At 71.3% G+C, this 14,541-nt stretch carries 13 protein-coding genes; 5 read left to right on the plus strand and 8 right to left on the minus strand.

The genetic code is table 11. From position 1 onward, the window contains the following. Positions 1-120: 120 nt before the first annotated feature. Positions 121-1,947, minus strand: a complete 1,827-nt coding sequence (locus tag AB0M11_RS39220) for a glycoside hydrolase family 18 chitinase (RefSeq protein WP_365713364.1) — start codon at positions 1,945-1,947, stop codon at positions 121-123. A gap of 157 nt (positions 1,948-2,104) precedes the next feature. Further along, entirely contained in the window at positions 2,105-2,677 is a 573-nt protein-coding gene (locus AB0M11_RS39225) for a cob(I)yrinic acid a,c-diamide adenosyltransferase (protein WP_365713366.1), read from the minus strand. 154 nt (positions 2,678-2,831) lie between these two features. On the opposite strand from AB0M11_RS39225, the gene AB0M11_RS39230 reads away from it, so the two are divergent. From AB0M11_RS39230 to AB0M11_RS39240, 3 genes are all read left to right on the plus strand, one after another. After that, the gene (locus tag AB0M11_RS39230; RefSeq protein WP_365713368.1) at positions 2,832-3,680 is read left to right on the plus strand and encodes a 3-hydroxyacyl-CoA dehydrogenase family protein; all 849 of its coding nucleotides are present in this window, start codon (positions 2,832-2,834) and stop codon (positions 3,678-3,680) included. Positions 3,681-3,863: 183 nt separating this feature from the next. After that, positions 3,864-4,187 (plus strand): STAS domain-containing protein, encoded by a 324-nt coding sequence (locus AB0M11_RS39235; RefSeq protein WP_030672301.1) that lies wholly within the window; start codon positions 3,864-3,866, stop codon positions 4,185-4,187. 287 nt (positions 4,188-4,474) lie between these two features. Beyond that, positions 4,475-6,991, plus strand: coding sequence for an ATP-binding protein (locus AB0M11_RS39240; protein ID WP_365713370.1), 2,517 nt, complete (start codon positions 4,475-4,477; stop codon positions 6,989-6,991). Between the two features lie 306 nt (positions 6,992-7,297). Here AB0M11_RS39240 and nucS read toward each other — a convergent pair whose 3' ends face one another. After that, positions 7,298-7,969: an endonuclease NucS gene (nucS, locus tag AB0M11_RS39245; RefSeq protein WP_365713372.1), complete on the minus strand. Its 672-nt coding sequence runs from the start codon at positions 7,967-7,969 to the stop codon at positions 7,298-7,300. A gap of 326 nt (positions 7,970-8,295) precedes the next feature. On the opposite strand from nucS, the gene AB0M11_RS39250 reads away from it, so the two are divergent. Beyond that, positions 8,296-8,688: an SCO5389 family protein gene (locus AB0M11_RS39250; protein ID WP_181807263.1), complete on the plus strand. Its 393-nt coding sequence runs from the start codon at positions 8,296-8,298 to the stop codon at positions 8,686-8,688. Positions 8,689-8,791: 103 nt separating this feature from the next. On the opposite strand, the gene AB0M11_RS39255 is transcribed toward AB0M11_RS39250, so the two are convergent. Beyond that, the gene (locus AB0M11_RS39255) at positions 8,792-9,820 is read right to left on the minus strand and encodes an LLM class flavin-dependent oxidoreductase (RefSeq protein WP_365713375.1); all 1,029 of its coding nucleotides are present in this window, start codon (positions 9,818-9,820) and stop codon (positions 8,792-8,794) included. Positions 9,821-10,043: 223 nt separating this feature from the next. Between AB0M11_RS39255 and AB0M11_RS39260 the strand changes: the two genes are divergently transcribed. Continuing rightward, on the plus strand, positions 10,044-10,385 hold the full coding sequence (locus AB0M11_RS39260) for an ATP/GTP-binding protein (protein WP_365713377.1): 342 nt from the start codon (positions 10,044-10,046) through the stop codon (positions 10,383-10,385). A gap of 33 nt (positions 10,386-10,418) precedes the next feature. Here AB0M11_RS39260 and AB0M11_RS39265 read toward each other — a convergent pair whose 3' ends face one another. The 4 genes from AB0M11_RS39265 to AB0M11_RS39280 form a co-directional block, all read right to left on the minus strand. Beyond that, positions 10,419-11,273 (minus strand): ABC transporter permease subunit, encoded by an 855-nt coding sequence (locus tag AB0M11_RS39265; RefSeq protein WP_365713379.1) that lies wholly within the window; start codon positions 11,271-11,273, stop codon positions 10,419-10,421. Further along, the gene (locus AB0M11_RS39270) at positions 11,270-12,568 is read right to left on the minus strand and encodes an ABC transporter ATP-binding protein (protein ID WP_365713381.1); all 1,299 of its coding nucleotides are present in this window, start codon (positions 12,566-12,568) and stop codon (positions 11,270-11,272) included. Before AB0M11_RS39270 ends, AB0M11_RS39265 begins: the two co-directional genes overlap by 4 nt. Positions 12,569-12,690: 122 nt before the next feature. Continuing rightward, complete coding sequence (locus AB0M11_RS39275; protein ID WP_365713383.1) at positions 12,691-13,464, minus strand: ABC transporter permease; 774 nt, start codon at positions 13,462-13,464, stop codon at positions 12,691-12,693. A gap of 1 nt (position 13,465) precedes the next feature. Beyond that, positions 13,466-14,422 carry an ATP-binding cassette domain-containing protein gene (locus tag AB0M11_RS39280; protein WP_365713385.1) on the minus strand — a complete coding sequence of 319 codons (957 nt, stop codon included), beginning with the start codon at positions 14,420-14,422 and terminating at the stop codon, positions 13,466-13,468. Positions 14,423-14,541: the final 119 nt, after the last annotated feature.

Below are 14,541 nucleotides of genomic sequence, written 5' to 3' on the forward strand. Positions count from 1 at the left end.
TCCGGCGTGGCCGGGGCTGGCGGGGCGACCCACCAGGCGGCCACACACCAGGCGACGACCGCGCCGGGGGCGGCGAACTCGGCGACGCGACGCGGTGGGGGTGGGGATGGCGAAAAGGGGTCAGTTCAGGCCGGAGTCGATGGCGCTCACCAGCTCGCCGTCGCTGGTGTCCCCGCTGAACTCCCAGAAGAACGCGCCGCCCAGGCCCTGGGACTTGGCCCAGCTCATCTTCCCGGCGATCGTCGACGGGGTGTCGTACGACCACCAGTTGGTGCCGCAGTGCGCGTACGCCGTGCCCGCGACGGTGCCGGTGACCGGACAGGAGGTCTTGAGGACCTTGTAGTCCTCGATGCCCTGCTCGTACGTCCCGGGCGCCGCCCCGGTGGCCGTGCCGCCCGGCGCGTCCTGGGTGACGCCGGTCCAGCCTCTGCCGTAGAACCCGATCCCGATCAGCAGCTTGCTCGCCGGCACGCCCTGCGCCTTGAACTTGGCCATCGCGTCGGCCGTGTCGAAGCCGGCGGTCGGGATGCCCGAGTACGAGGTGAGCGGGGAGTGCGGGGCCGTCGGGCCGGTGGTCGCCCAGGCGCCGAAGAAGTCGTACGACATCACGTTGTACCAGTTCACGTAGGTGGAGGCGCCCGCGTAGTCGGTGGCGTCGATCTTGCCGCCGGCGGACCCGTCGGCCGTGGTGGCCGCGGTGACCAGGGCGGAGGAGCCGAACCTGGCGCGCAGCGCGGCCATCAGGTTCTTGAAGGCCGCCGAGCCGCTGGTGTCACAGCTCAGCCCGCAGGCGTTCGGGTACTCCCAGTCGATGTCGATGCCGTCGAAGACATCGGCCCAGCGCGGGTCCTTGACCAGGTTGTAGCAGGAGTCGGCGAACGCGGCCGGGTTGGCCGCCGCCTGCGCGAAGCCGCCGGACCAGGTCCAGCCGCCGAAGGACCACAGGACCTTGAGGTTCGGGTACTTGGCCTTCAGCTCGCGCAACTGGTTGAAGTTGCCGGCCAGCGGCTGGTCCCAGGTGTCCGCGACACCGCTGACCGACTGGTCGGCGGTGAACGTCTTCTGGTAGTCGGCGTAGGCGTCGCCGATCGCGCACTGGCCGTTGGTGACGTTGCCGAAGGCGTAGTTGATGTGCGTGATCTTCGCCGCCGAGCCGGACGTCACCAGGTTCTTCACCTGGTAGTTGCGGCCGTAGATGCCCCACTCGGTGAAGTAGCCGAGCTTGACCTTGGAGCCGGTGGTCGGGGGAGTGGTCGTACCGCCCGTGGTGTGGACGGCGACCGCTGCGCTGACCGGGCCGGTCTGGTTCGCGGTGTCGCGGGCCTGGACGGTGTACGAGTAGTCGGTGCCGGCCGTGAGACCCGTGTCGGTGTACGAGGTGGTGGTCACCGTGGAGACCACCTTGCCGTCGCGCAGGACGTCGTAGTTCTTGACGCCGTTGTCGTCGGTGGCGGCCGACCAGGACAGCCTGACCGAGGTGTCCGTGATGCCGGACGCGGTCGGGGTGCCGGGCGCGGAGGGCGCCGAGTCCCCGGGGACGGTCGTACCGCCGTCGCAACTCGCGCCGTTGAGCGTGCAGTTGCTGGGCGATCCGGAACCGGCGCCGTTGAACCCGAAGGAGACGGAGGCGCCGGGGGCGAGGGAGCCGTTGTAGGACTTGTTCTTGGCGGTCCAGTGGGTGCCGGAGGAGGTGACGTCCGCGTCCCACGCGGAGGTGACCGAGGTGCCGGAGGGGAAGTCCCACTGCACCGTCCAGGAGCTGATGGCGGTGGTACCGGTGTTCTTGACGGTCCATTGGGCGCCGAAGCCGGTGCCCCAGTCGGAGGTCTTCGTGTAGGTCGCGGTCGCCGTGGTCGCGGCCTGGGCCGGGCTCGCGAGGCCGACCAGACCGGCCAGGGGGAGCAACAGGGTCGCGAACCCTGCCGCGGCTCTGTGTCTGAAGCGCATGCTGCGCCTCCCTCTTGATCGGGGATGACGTGGGCATGACTGAGCCTTCATGCCCATGGTGCCGCGAGAATAGAAAGGTCTGGACCACCGGTCAATAGGTCTGGACCACTCTGTATACGGCCGGTCAGATCCCCAACTCCCCCTGGGATTGCCGCCGTCAGCGCTCCCCGCCCGGCACCCACAGCACGTCACCGGTGTCCTTGTTCGCGGTGCGGGCCAGGATGAACAGCAGGTCCGACAGCCTGTTGAGGTAGGTCGCGGTGAGCGGGTTCATCGCCTCGGCGTGCACCTGAAGCGCGGCCCACGTCGAGCGCTCTGCGCGCCGCACGACCGTGCAGGCCTGGTGGAGCAGGGCCGCGCCCGGGGTGCCGCCCGGCAGGATGAAGGAGCGGAGTTTCTCCAGCCGCTCGTTGAACCGGTCGCAGTCCGCCTCCAGCCGGTCGATGTAGAACTGCTCCACCCGCAGCGGCGGGAACTGCGGGTTCTCCACCACCGGGGTCGACAGGTCCGCGCCGACGTCGAAGAGGTCGTTCTGCACCCGGGTCAGCACCTTGACCACCTCCTCGGTCAGGCCGCCCAGCGCGATCGCCGTCCCGATCACCGCGTTCGCCTCGTTGGCGTCGGCGTACGCCGAGATCCGCAGATCGGTCTTGGCGACCCGGCTCATGTCCCCGAGGGCGGTGGTGCCCTGGTCGCCGGTCCTGGTGTAGATGCGCGTCAGATTGACCATGTGGCCAGCGTAAAGGTGCCCGCGGTGGCGGGACGTGACGGTTGTCTCACGTCCTGAGACCGTGACACGCGTTACTTACCGGGTTTCCCGGCCCCCGACGAGCGCTAGGGTCCCGCCCAGGAGGCATACCTCAACAGCGTGTAAGGGGAGCGGAGTGGCACGGAAGCTTGCCGTCATCGGGGCCGGCTTGATGGGTTCCGGCATCGCCCAGGTCGCCGCACAGGCCGGCTGGGACGTGGTGCTGCGCGACGTCACCGACGAGGCACTGGACCGTGCCGTGGGCGGCATCCAGGCCTCGTACGACAAGTTCGTGAGCAAGGGGAAGCTGGAGGCGCACGACGCCGACGCCGCCCTGGCCCGCATCACCACGACCACCGACCTGGACGCGGCCGCCGACGCGGACGTCGTGGTCGAGGCCGTCTTCGAGAAGCTGGAGGTCAAGCACGAGATCTTCCGCGCCCTCGACAAGATCGTGCGCCCGGAGGCCGTCCTCGCCTCCAACACCTCGGCCATCCCGATCACCAAGATCGCGGCGGCCACCGAGCACCCCGAGCGCGTCGTCGGCGTCCACTTCTTCTCGCCGGTGCCGATGATGCAGCTCGTGGAACTGGTCCGCGGCTACAAGACCAGCGACGAAACCCTCGCCACCGCGCGGGAGTTCGCCGAGTCCACCGGCAAGACCTGCATCGTCGTCAACCGGGACGTCGCCGGCTTCGTGACGACCCGGCTGATCTCGGCGCTCGTCGTCGAGGCCACCAAGCTGTACGAGTCGGGCGTCGCCACTGCCGAGGACATCGACCTCGCCTGCAAGCTGGGCTTCGGTCACGCCATGGGCCCGCTGGCCACGGCCGACCTCACCGGCGTCGACATCCTGCTGCACGCCACCAGCAACATCTACACCGAGTCGCAGGACGAGAAGTTCGCCCCGCCGGAGCTGATGCGCCGGATGGTTGACGCCGGTGACATCGGACGCAAGAGCGGGCAGGGCTTCTACACGTACTGAAACACCAGTACGTAGGCCCTCTGACCGCCCCTCACCACGCACCAACCCCCGGGTTCACCCCTGGGGGTGAATTCGGTATCGGTTCGCTTACAGCTGGCAACCTCTGACCGGCGAACGCAGTCAGACGTTGCATTACCGGACATCACTGTTACGGAGTAGGACACGCACTCTCGGGGAGCGCATATGTACATCAGGGGCGACCACGCCGAGCTGGTCGTCGGGGGCCGCCTCGACGTACGCAGCGCGGCGGACGCCCGTACGGTCCTGCACTCGGCCGTCGACGACGGAGTCGGCGACCTGGTGCTGGACCTGTCCGAGCTGGACTCCTGGGACGCCACCGGACTCGGGGTGATCATGGGTGCCCACCGGCGGGCCGGCCGCTGCGGCCGCCGTCTGGTGCTGCGCGGCGTACCGCCGCAGATGCAGCGCCTGCTGGTGGCCACCCGGCTGCACCGGATCCTGGCCATCGAGGGAGGTATCGGGGTGGAGTCACTGCCCCGGGTGTGACCGCCGCCCCTGGGGCACGGCGATCCGGTGTGAACCGGGCGACGGGGGTTACCCGGTCGGACGGCGCGCACGCGCACGTCAGACGCAATCCTCACGAGACTGTGATGTCTCGGACGGCGCGGTACCCCGGACTGTCGTAGATACTGTGCCAAGGTTTAAGGTTCGGTCGCCCGCCGCCCTTGCCACCCTTCGAGCGCGGGCCCGGACCAGAAGCGACAGCGCGGTGTGCAAAGGCCGGGAGGGGCCGCACCACACGGCACACGACGCTTTTGGGGGGCTAGGAACCTATGGACCCGATCAACCCGGGACCCGAGGGGCACGGCCAGGACGGCGACGGCAGCACGCCGCGCCAGCGCCCGCCCAGGGAATCCCTCACCACCGACTTCGGTCAGAGCACGCCGGCGACGGCCCGCACCACGCGGCTGGTCACCGGCGAGTTCCTGCTGACCGTCAACCCCGTCGACGGCAGCGAGATAGAACCCTGCCCGCCGGCCGAGCGCCCCGCCCGACCCGAGAAGCGCACCCCCGCCGAGCGGGCCGAGTACGAGCGCGCCCTCCGGCCGCCCGTCCCGCCCGGCCCCGCCCGGCCCGAGCTGCCGCTCCTGGAACGCCAGGACGACCGCGAACGGCTCGTCCGGCTCCTCGCCCGCGGCCGCTCCGTGCGTCTCACCGGCCCCGCCGGCTCCGGCCGCACCGCCCTCCTCGACCTGGTCGCCGACGACTGCTCCGACCTCGCCCCCGACGGCGTGGTCCGCCTCGACGGCTTCCACCGCACGCCCGAGGACCTGCTTCGCGACCTCTTCCACGCCGTCTACAAGGCGCCGGGACACCGCCCCGACCACGACGAACTCCTCGAACTGGTCCGTGACATCGGGGCGGTCGTCGTCCTCGACGACATCGAGTTCGGCGGCGCCGGGCTCGACGAGCTGATCGACGCCACCCCCGAGTGCGCCTTCCTGATCGGCGCCACCCCGGACGTGCCGGCGCCCTCCGCCGACTCCGCCGTGGAGGAGGTCCTCCTCACCGGCCTGGAGCGGGCCGGCGGCGTCGACATCCTGGAGCGCACCGTCGGCCGGGTGCTCAGCGAGGAGGAGGCCAACTGGGCCGGCGACCTCTGGTTCGAGTCCGAGGGCCTGCCCCTGCGGTTCGTCCAGGCCGGCGCGCTGCTGCGCCAGCGCGACCAGCTGCGGGCCAGCACGGACGCCGTCGACGAGTTCGGCGTCTTCGCGTCCAACCTGGCCGACCTGGCCGACCTGTCCGACCTGTCCGATCTGACCGATCTCCCGGCCGGCGCGGCCTACGACACCGAGGCCGCCGAGGCGTCCCCGCTCCCGTCCCTCGGCGAGGCCGCCGCGCCCGCCCCGCTGCTCGCCTCCCGCCTCAGCGCCTCCGCCCGGGCCACCCTGCGCTTCGCGGTCGCCCTGGGCGGCGAGGTGCCGCACCAGGCGCATCTGCCGGCCCTCGTGGGGGACACCCACGCCGACGCGGCCCTCGGCGAACTGGCGGGCTGCGGGCTGGTCTCCCCGGTCGGCTCCCGCTACCGGCTCGCCGCGGGCGTCCTGCAGCAGCTGGAGGCCGCCGGATACGCCGACGACGCGACCGCCCAGGCGCTCACCGCCGCCCAGCACTACAGCTGGTGGGCCGGGCACCCCTCGGTCACCCCCGAGCGGGTCTGCGCGGAGGCCGACGCGATCCTCGCCGCCCTGACGGTGCTGGTCCCCGAGACCGTGCCGCCCGCGGAGGACGAGGACAGCACGCCGGTACGACTGGCCCGTACGGCCGCGCCCGCGTTCGCGGCGGGCCTGCGGTGGAGCGCCTGGGAGCGGGCGCTGCGGGCCGGGGCGGAGGCCGCCCGGCTGGCCGGTGAGGTCGGCGAACAGGCCTACTTCCACCACGAACTCGGCATCCTCGCGCTCTGCGGCGACCAGCTGGACCGGGCGCGGGCCGAGCTGGAGGCCTCCATCGGCCTGCGCGGGGCGCTCTCCGACAAGCGGGGCACGACGGTCGGCCGCCGCGCGCTCGCCCTGGTCGCGGACCGCTCCGGCGAGGTCCTGCCCGCCCTCACCGCCATGGCGGGCGACGAGGTCCCCGACGCCCGCCACGAGGAGTCCATATCCCCGGCGGGCGGCGTCACGACGCCCTTCCCGGCGGTCCACTCACCGATCGCGGACACCGTGGTGACCCAGCGGGTCCCGGCCGCACCGGCTCCGGACCACGGCGGCGGCCTCGTGCGCATGGTCCGCCGCAACATGGTGGCGGTCGGTGCGGGCGCCCTGCTCACCGCGGTCCTCGGCACCGTGGTGGGGCTCGGCATGACCTCCCACGACAACGCCGACAACCCGTCCGACAACGTGAGCGTCAACCCGTCGGCGAGCGAGAGCACGGGCGACGGCGGCCTCGGCGCCGACCCCGGGCAGACGCCGGGCGCGGACGTCGGCACGGCGACGACCAGACCGACGGACCCGGGCTCGGCCGGCACCCTGGGCACGACCCCGCCGTCCGACACGGGGACGCCTTCGGCTTCGGCCACGGGCACGAAGGGGACGCCGGGGGGCGGCGCGACGCACTCGCCGTCGCCGTCGCCGTCGAAGTCGGCGTCACCGTCGAAGTCGGCGTCACCGAGCCCGTCGAAGTCGTCGGAGTCGCCGTCGCCGAGCGCGTCGTCGCCCTCACCATCCGCGTCCGCCACGCCGTCCGGCGCGACCAACTCGGCCAGCGGTCCCGCCTCCGACTCCCCGTCCGTCACGACGTCGAGCGCATCACAGACCACCACCGAGGAACCGCCCACCGGCACACTGATCTGACCCCGAACGTCCCGCGCCCGCGCCGCCCCCTCGGCGCCCGCGCCGCCGCCTCATCTCACGTCGTCGGCCCCCATCCCGCTCCGCCGCCCTCACCCCACCCCGCCGCAACGGTGCTCGACCACGACGGTGCGGACCGGCGGTGCCGAGTTCGCCTCCGGCCGGTCCGGCACCGCCGGTCACGCCGTAGGGGGCGAGCGCCGTCGCGGCGGGTTTTGGAGCGGCCGGCGGTTCTAGGGGTGGGTGGTGGGACTTGCTTGGGCGCGGTCGGGCTCGGTGGGCCGGCGTCAGCGCCGTCGGCCCGGTTCGTCAGAACAGGCGGAGTTTGTCGTCCTCGATGCCTCGCAGGGCGTCGTAGTCGAGGATCGTGCAGCCGATGCCCCTGTCGGTCGCCAGGACCTTTGCCTGGGGCTTGATCTCCTGGGCCGCGAAGATGCCGCGCACGGGGGCGAGGTGGGGGTCGCGGTTCAGCAGTTCCAGGTAGCGGGTGAGCTGCTCCACCCCGTCGATCTCGCCGCGGCGCTTGATCTCGATGGCCACCGTCTGGCCCTCGGCGTCGCGGCACAGGATGTCCACCGGGCCGATCGCCGTCATGTACTCACGGCGGATCAGGGTGTAGCCCTCGCCGAGGGTCTCGATGCGGTCGGCCAGGAGTTCCTGGAGGTGCGCCTCCACGCCGTCCTTGATGAGCCCGGGGTCGACGCCCAGTTCGTGCGAGGAGTCGTGGAGGACCTCCTCCATCGTGATGATGAGCTTCTCGCCCGCCTTGTTGACGACCGTCCAGACGCCTTCCTCGTCGTCGGTGCCTTCCTTGAGGGTGCACGGCGGAGACATCCAGTTGAGGGGCTTGTAGGCCCGGTCGTCCGCGTGGATCGAGACACTGCCGTCCGCCTTGATCAGGATCAGACGGGGAGCGGAGGGAAGGTGGGCGGTGAGCCGGCCGGCGTAGTCGACGGAGCACCGGGCGATGACGAGACGCATGGTCGGCAACGCTACTCGACGCGCCGCCCCCGGCGCGATTCGCCCGGCCTCCCGCGGCCTCCTGCACCCCGCTCCAGCCGCCTCCAGCCCCCTCGGGGCCGTCCCGCGACCGGTTCTGCAGAGTCGCCTGCGCACGCCTGTTCAAATCTGGCCGATTGTGTGCCTAAAGGGACCGTCGCATATACGCAATCTCCTGGTGGGGGCACCGCAGGTTGCCTACCGTAGTGAACGGGAGGTCGCGGGTTGTGTACTCAGCGTGTTCGGTATCGCGAACTCCCTTACCTGTCCGCCAACCCCTGCTGTTCGGGGGTGCGAGAGGAGTACCCATGTCGCTCGACGTCTCACCGGCCCTACTCGAACAGGCCGAGCGAGGCGAGGTCGACGAAGCGGATTTCGTCGACTGCGTCCGGACCTCCCTGCCCTACGCATGGGAGATGATCAGCTCCCTGGTGGCCCAGCTGAAGGTGGACGGCGGCCAGTTCGCCGACAACCAGACGCCCCCGCCGGACGAGCAGGCACGCGGCCAGCTGCTGCGTGCGCTCGCGAGTGACGCCATACGCGGCGCCCTGCAGCGGCACTTCGGTGTGCGGCTGGCCTTCCAGAACTGCCACCGTGTGGCGGTGTTCCCGCTGGACGCCTCGGTCGACGAGACGCTGGCCCGCTTCACCTCTGTGCGCAACCAACTGCTGAACCAGTCCCCGGAACTCCGGGACTGCTGACGCCGTGCTCCGGTACTGCTGACGCAGTGAGCCGCTTGCTTGCCGCTCCACACGCGGGAGGTGCATCAGTCACTGGGGCGGCAAGCTCCCCGCGGCGGTGGGGTCACCGCAGGTGCGGCAGCACCTCGGCACCCAGCCGTCGTACGTTCTCCTCCGTGGCCGCCAGATCCCCGGAGCCCTCGGTCAGCAGGGCGAAGCGGGAGATGCCGGTCCGCTCCGAGGTGGCCGCGAGCCGGTCGGCGCACAGCCGCGGGGTGCCCACCGGATGGAGTCCGCAGAGCAGTTCGGTGTACGCGAGCGGGTCCCGCATCGAGCGGAACCGGCCGTCCACCGTCACATGGGCCTCCAGGCCCTGCTTCAGCCAGCCCGGCATCGCCTTCGTCAGCGTCTCGGCGGCGTCGGCGCGGCGGTCCGCGATCTGGCAGACGCCCGCCGAGACATGGGCCGCCCCCGCGATCTCGTCGCCCGGCCGCCCGGCCGCCCGCGCGTGCTGCCGCCACAGCGCGACCATCTCGGCCTTCTCCTCGTCGCCGACGTGCATCCCGAGCAGCATCGGCAGCCCTCGCTCCGCGGCCAGCCGGATGCTCGCCGCGGAGGTGCAGGCGACCACCACCTCCGGCCCCGGCGCCTCCGTCAGCGCCTCCGACGGGCGTGGTACGACGGGGACTTCACGGAACGAGTAGCGCGGCCCGGAGGCCGACACGGACGGCTCGCGCAGCCAGCGCATCAGCAGATCGAGTGATTCGGGGAAGCCCTGTTCGTACGCCTCCAGGCCGGATCCGAAGACCTCCAGATCCACCCACGGGCCGCCCCGCCCCACGCCGAGCGTGAAGCGGCCGCCGCTCGTCACGTGCAGCAGCGCGGTCTGTTCGCCGAGGGCGACCGGGTGGACGGTGGGCAGGACGCTCACCGCCGTGCCGACCCGCAGCCGCCGGGTGCGGCCCAGCAGCAGGGCGGCGAGTGTGACCGCCGACGGGCACGTGCCGTACGGCACGAAGTGGTGTTCGGCCAGCCAGACCGCGTCCAGACCGGACTGCTCGGCCACCTCCGCGGTGCGCACCGCCCGGTGCAGGGCCTCCCCCTGGCCCTGGCCCGGGAACTGGGCGGCCAGCACAAAACTACCTACGCGCATCGTTTCTTCCTGCTTTCCTGGCTCCGACCCGGAGCTCCCCCACCGGGCATAACCGTCTGACACGTGCCGAGGACACGGCCTGGCGGAGAGATTTGCGGATTGTCTGGAGAATGCGTCGCCCTGGAGGGGGACTTGTCTGGGTTGGTGCCGTACGCGTACCCCCGCGCGCGCGTCGTAGGCTGGACACAGCCCGTGCTTCCTGTATAGCCCCGAGAGGTGTCCCGTGTCCCCGCGTCGCAACCGACCCAAGGGCCCGAACGGAGCGGCCTCGTCCGGCCGGAGCGCCGAGGACGACCGCGCGGACCGCTACGGCGGCTGGCAGTCCGCCGAGCGCTGGCAGGGCGAGGAGTGGAGCGTGCGGCACGTGGCGGGCGCCAGCGCGGTCGGCAAGACGTACCGCTGTCCGGGCTGTGACCAGGTGATCCCCTCCGGCGTCCCGCACGTGGTGGCCTGGCCGGAGCACTCGGGCGTGGACGAGCGCCGGCACTGGCACAAGGCCTGCTGGAACGCGAAGGACCGCCGCACCACACGGGTGCAGCGGTCCCGGAACGCGCCGAAGTTCTGAAGAGCGGTACGCCCGCCGCCTGTTGCTCCTGGCCTACACGTCCCGCCTCTGCAGGAGCACGTACGCGCCGGCGAACGCGACGGCCGTCACACCCAGGATGATCCACAGCGGGTCCCAGCCCGAAGGGCCGGAGTCGCTGAGCGAGTTGGAGTAGAAGACGCTGAGCTGGTTCGGGATCGAGTACTCGAACAGGGCCGTGCGCACCTTCTCCAGCGACGACGAGAACATGAACAGGGCGATCACCAGCGGGGCCAGCACCGCGCCGATCATGATGGTGATGGCACCCGCCGAGTGCCGGATGATCGAGCCGACGATCAGCGAGAGCAGTCCCAGCAGCGCGATGTAGAGGCTGACGCCGACGGTCCCCTTCAGCCATTCCCCGCCGGTCGGCGTCCGGGCGACGTCGCCCAGCATCGACAGCTGCGTCATGGCCACGAACGCGCTGGCCGCGAGGGTGACCACGAACGCGACCGCGAAGAAGACGATCGCCTTCGCCGCGAGCACGCGCGCCCGGGAGGGGCAGGCCACCATCGTGGTGCGGATCATGCCCGTGCCGTACTCCGAGGCGGTCGTCAGCACGCCGAGCGTGATGATGCACATGCTGCCGAGCAGCAGCCCGAAGAAGCCGAGGGACAGCGCGTTGGTGCCGGCCACGTCGTCGGACGAGGAGGACTGGCTGACCACCGCGCCGGCCAGCAGACCGATCCCGACCACCAGGAGGACGAAGACGCCGAGGGTCCAGATCGTCGAACGCACCGACCTGATCTTCGTCCACTCGGACGTGATCGCGTGCCCGAGGTGGGTGCGCACCACCGGGATCGGTGAGGTGTAACCGGGGTACGAACCGCCGGGCGCCGCCTGCGGCAGCGGAGGCTGGTGGGTGGTCATCGGGCGTCCTCGGGCTTGGTCAGTTCTACGGGAGCGGTGGCGGGGGCGGCAGCGGCGGCCGGCCGTGCCGGTTCGGCCGCGGGTGCGGGTGCGGGTGCGGCCCCCGGCACCGGCGCGGGCGCCGGCTGCGCGTAGGGGTTGGGAGCGGCCTGGGGAGCCCCGTACGGGCCCTGCGGCGCGCCGTACCCGCCCGGCGGTGCGAACGGCGTCCCCGGAGGAGCGACGGGCGCCCCGGGCGCGCCGTACGGCCCCCCGAACGGCCGGCCGCCCTGCTGCGGCGGCGGTGGGGCGTACCAGCCCGGCTGGCCCTGTCCGGGCACCGGCACCGGCGGCTGGGCGCCGGGCGGCAGGGGCTGCTGGAAACCGGCCTTCTGGTCGATGCTGGAGCGGTAGTCGACGGCGCCCTGGGTCATCCGCATGTACGCCTCCTCGAGCGAGGCCTGGTGCGGGGACAGCTCCCACAGCCGTACGTCCGCCTCGTGCGCGAGGTCGCTGATCCGGGGCAGCGGCAGTCCGGTCACTCGCAGCGCGCCGTCCTGCTCCGGCAGGACGTGGCCGCCGGCCTCGGTCAGCGCGGAGGTGAGCTTCTCGCGCAGCTGCGGCTCGGTGTCCGGGGTGCGTACGCGCGCGAAGTCGGCGGAGTTGGCCGAGATGAAGTCCGTCACGCTCATGTCGGCGAGCAGCTGTCCCCGGCCGATGACGATGAGATGGTCGGCGGTCAGCGCCATCTCGCTCATCAGATGGGAGGAGACGAAGACCGTACGGCCCTCGGCGGCCAGGGACTTCATCAGGTTGCGCACCCAGAGGATGCCCTCGGGGTCGAGGCCGTTGACCGGCTCGTCGAAGAGCAGCACCTGCGGGTCACCGAGGAGCGCGGCGGCGATGCCCAGGCGCTGGCCCATGCCGAGCGAGAAACCCTTGGAGCGCTTTCCGGCCACGTCCTGGAGGCCCACCACCCCGAGCACCTCGTCGACCCGGCGGGCCGGGATGGCCGAGAGCTGGGCCAGGGAGAGCAGGTGGTTGCGGGCGGACCGGCCGCCGTGCACCGCCTTGGCGTCGAGCAGCGCGCCGACCTGGCGGGCGGCGTTGGGGAGCTTGCGATAGGGGTAGCCGCCGATCGTCACCGAGCCGGCGGTCGGGTTGTCCAGACCCAGGATCATCCGCATGGTCGTCGACTTGCCCGAGCCGTTCGGCCCGAGGAAGCCCGTGACGGACCCGGGACGCACCTGGAAGGAAAGGTTGTACACGGCGGTCTTGTCGCCGTAGCGCTTGGTCAGGCCTACAGCCTCGATCATGCTCCGCACCCATCGAAAGGATCAGGACAGCGGGGCAGACGCCCCCCGTAAGGGTTAGGAGGATATCGGGGAGCTGACGGTTCCGCCCAAGAGCATGTAAAGAGTTATGGCGTCCGGGCCGGTCACGCGTCGCGCCGCTGGAGCAGGACGTACCCGCCGGCCAGCGCGGCGAGCACCCACAGTCCCATGATGCCGAGCCCGCCCCAGGGCCCGTAGGGGACGTCGTCGCCGACTCTCGGCACCACCTGCATGATGTGGCTGCCCGCCTGGTCCGGCAGGAACCGGCCGATCTTCTTGGTCGCGTCGACGTTGCCGAGGATGTTGGAGATCAGGAAGAAGAACGGCATCAGGATGCCCAGCGACAGCATCGGCGAGCGCAGCATCGTCGCCACGCCCATGGAGAACACCGCGATGAGCGTCATGTAGAGCCCGCCGCCGACGACCGCGCGCAGCACCCCGGGGTCGCCGAGGTGGGCCCGGTGGGTGCCGAGCATCGCCTGGCCGAGGAAGAAGGCGGCGAAGCTGGTCACCATGCCCACCACCAGCACCAGGCCCGCCGCCACCGCGATCTTGCTGAACAGGAGGACGGCCCGCTGCGGCACGGCGGCCAGCGAGACCCTGATCATCCCGGTGCTGTACTCGTTGGAGACCACGAGCACCCCGAACACGATCATCGCCAGCTGGCCGAGGGTCATCCCGGCGAAGCTGATGTTCGTCGGGTCGAAGGAGAGCCGCTCGCGGGCCGGCATGTTGGAGAACTGGCTGTTCGCGAGCGCGGACAGCAGCGTCCCGAGGGCCACGGTGACCACCACGGCCAGGGACAGCGTCCACACCGTCGAGGCGACGGACCGGATCTTGGTCCACTCGGACCGTACGACCTGAGTGACGACGGCCATGTCATGCCCCCTTGTCCCAGTCGGCGCCCCAGGCCGGTGGCACCGAGGGCGGGTCGGCGTGCGCGTGGTACTCGACGGACTCCGCCGTCAGCTGCATGAACGCCTCCTCCAGTGAGGCCTGCTGGGTGCTCAGCTCGTGCAGCACGATCCCGTTCTGCGCGGCCAGCTCCCCGATCGGTTCGGCCTTCCCGCCCTCGACTTCCAGGGCGCCCGAGCCGGTCTCGACGACGGTGATCCCGGCCCCGTGCAGCACGTCGAGCAGCCGCTCGCGCTGCGGGGAGCGGACCCGGACGTACGACCGCGAGTTGGTCCGGATGAAGTCCGCCATGGAGGTGTCGGCGAGCAGCCGCCCCTGCCCGATGACGACGAGGTGGTCGGCGGTCAGCGCCATCTCGCTCATCAGGTGGGACGAGACGAACACCGTGCGGCCCTGGGCGGCCAGCGTCTTCATCAAGGTCCGGATCCAGTGGATGCCCTCGGGGTCGAGCCCGTTCACCGGTTCGTCGAACATCAGGATCCGCGGATCGCCGAGCAGCGCGCCCGCGATCCCGAGCCGCTGCCCCATGCCGAGCGAGAACCCCTTGGCCTTCTTCCGGGCCACCGCGGTCAGTCCGACGGTGTCAAGGACCTCGGCCACCCGGGCCCGCGGGACGCCGTTGCTCTGGGCCAGGCACAGCAGGTGGTTGAAGGCGCTGCGCCCGCCGTGCACGGCCTTGGCGTCGAGCAGCGCCCCGATGTACGTCAGCGGGTCCTTGAGCTGCTCGTAGCGCTTGCCGTCGATGCGCACCCGGCCCGCCGTGGGGTGGTCGAGCCCGAGGATCATCCGCATCGTGGTGGACTTCCCGGCGCCGTTGGGCCCGAGGAACCCGGTCACGACGCCGGGCCGGACGCTGAACGTCAGGTCGTCGACCGCCGTCTTGTCGCCGTAGCGCTTGGTCAGGCCCACCAGCTCGATCATGCGGCCACGCTAAGACCGGCTCACCGAGGGTGCCACCTGAGACTGCCGGCCGGGTGCGAGCGGTGTGTGGTTGTTCGCGCAGTTCCCCGCGCCCCTTAAGGGGCGCTCGCTGCAGCGCC

It is taken from the genome of Streptomyces sp. NPDC051987 (assembly GCF_040680735.1).
Taxonomy (GTDB): domain Bacteria; phylum Actinomycetota; class Actinomycetes; order Streptomycetales; family Streptomycetaceae; genus Streptomyces.

Excerpts from the sequence above, each read along its gene's own strand:
- AB0M11_RS39255 (WP_365713375.1), bottom strand. The coding sequence starts at position 9,820 with ATGCGCGTAGGTAGTTTTGTGCTGGCCGCCCAGTTCCCGGGCCAGGGC.
- AB0M11_RS39275 (WP_365713383.1), bottom strand. The coding sequence starts at position 13,464 with ATGGCCGTCGTCACTCAGGTCGTACGGTCCGAGTGGACCAAGATCCGG.
- AB0M11_RS39220 (WP_365713364.1), bottom strand. The coding sequence starts at position 1,947 with ATGCGCTTCAGACACAGAGCCGCGGCAGGGTTCGCGACCCTGTTGCTC.
- AB0M11_RS39235 (WP_030672301.1), top strand. The coding sequence starts at position 3,864 with ATGTACATCAGGGGCGACCACGCCGAGCTGGTCGTCGGGGGCCGCCTC.
- AB0M11_RS39225 (WP_365713366.1), bottom strand. The coding sequence starts at position 2,677 with ATGGTCAATCTGACGCGCATCTACACCAGGACCGGCGACCAGGGCACC.
- nucS (WP_365713372.1), bottom strand. The coding sequence starts at position 7,969 with ATGCGTCTCGTCATCGCCCGGTGCTCCGTCGACTACGCCGGCCGGCTC.
- AB0M11_RS39265 (WP_365713379.1), bottom strand. The coding sequence starts at position 11,273 with ATGACCACCCACCAGCCTCCGCTGCCGCAGGCGGCGCCCGGCGGTTCG.
- AB0M11_RS39270 (WP_365713381.1), bottom strand. The coding sequence starts at position 12,568 with ATGATCGAGGCTGTAGGCCTGACCAAGCGCTACGGCGACAAGACCGCC.
- AB0M11_RS39240 (WP_365713370.1), top strand. The coding sequence starts at position 4,475 with ATGGACCCGATCAACCCGGGACCCGAGGGGCACGGCCAGGACGGCGAC.
- AB0M11_RS39250 (WP_181807263.1), top strand. The coding sequence starts at position 8,296 with ATGTCGCTCGACGTCTCACCGGCCCTACTCGAACAGGCCGAGCGAGGC.
- AB0M11_RS39280 (WP_365713385.1), bottom strand. The coding sequence starts at position 14,422 with ATGATCGAGCTGGTGGGCCTGACCAAGCGCTACGGCGACAAGACGGCG.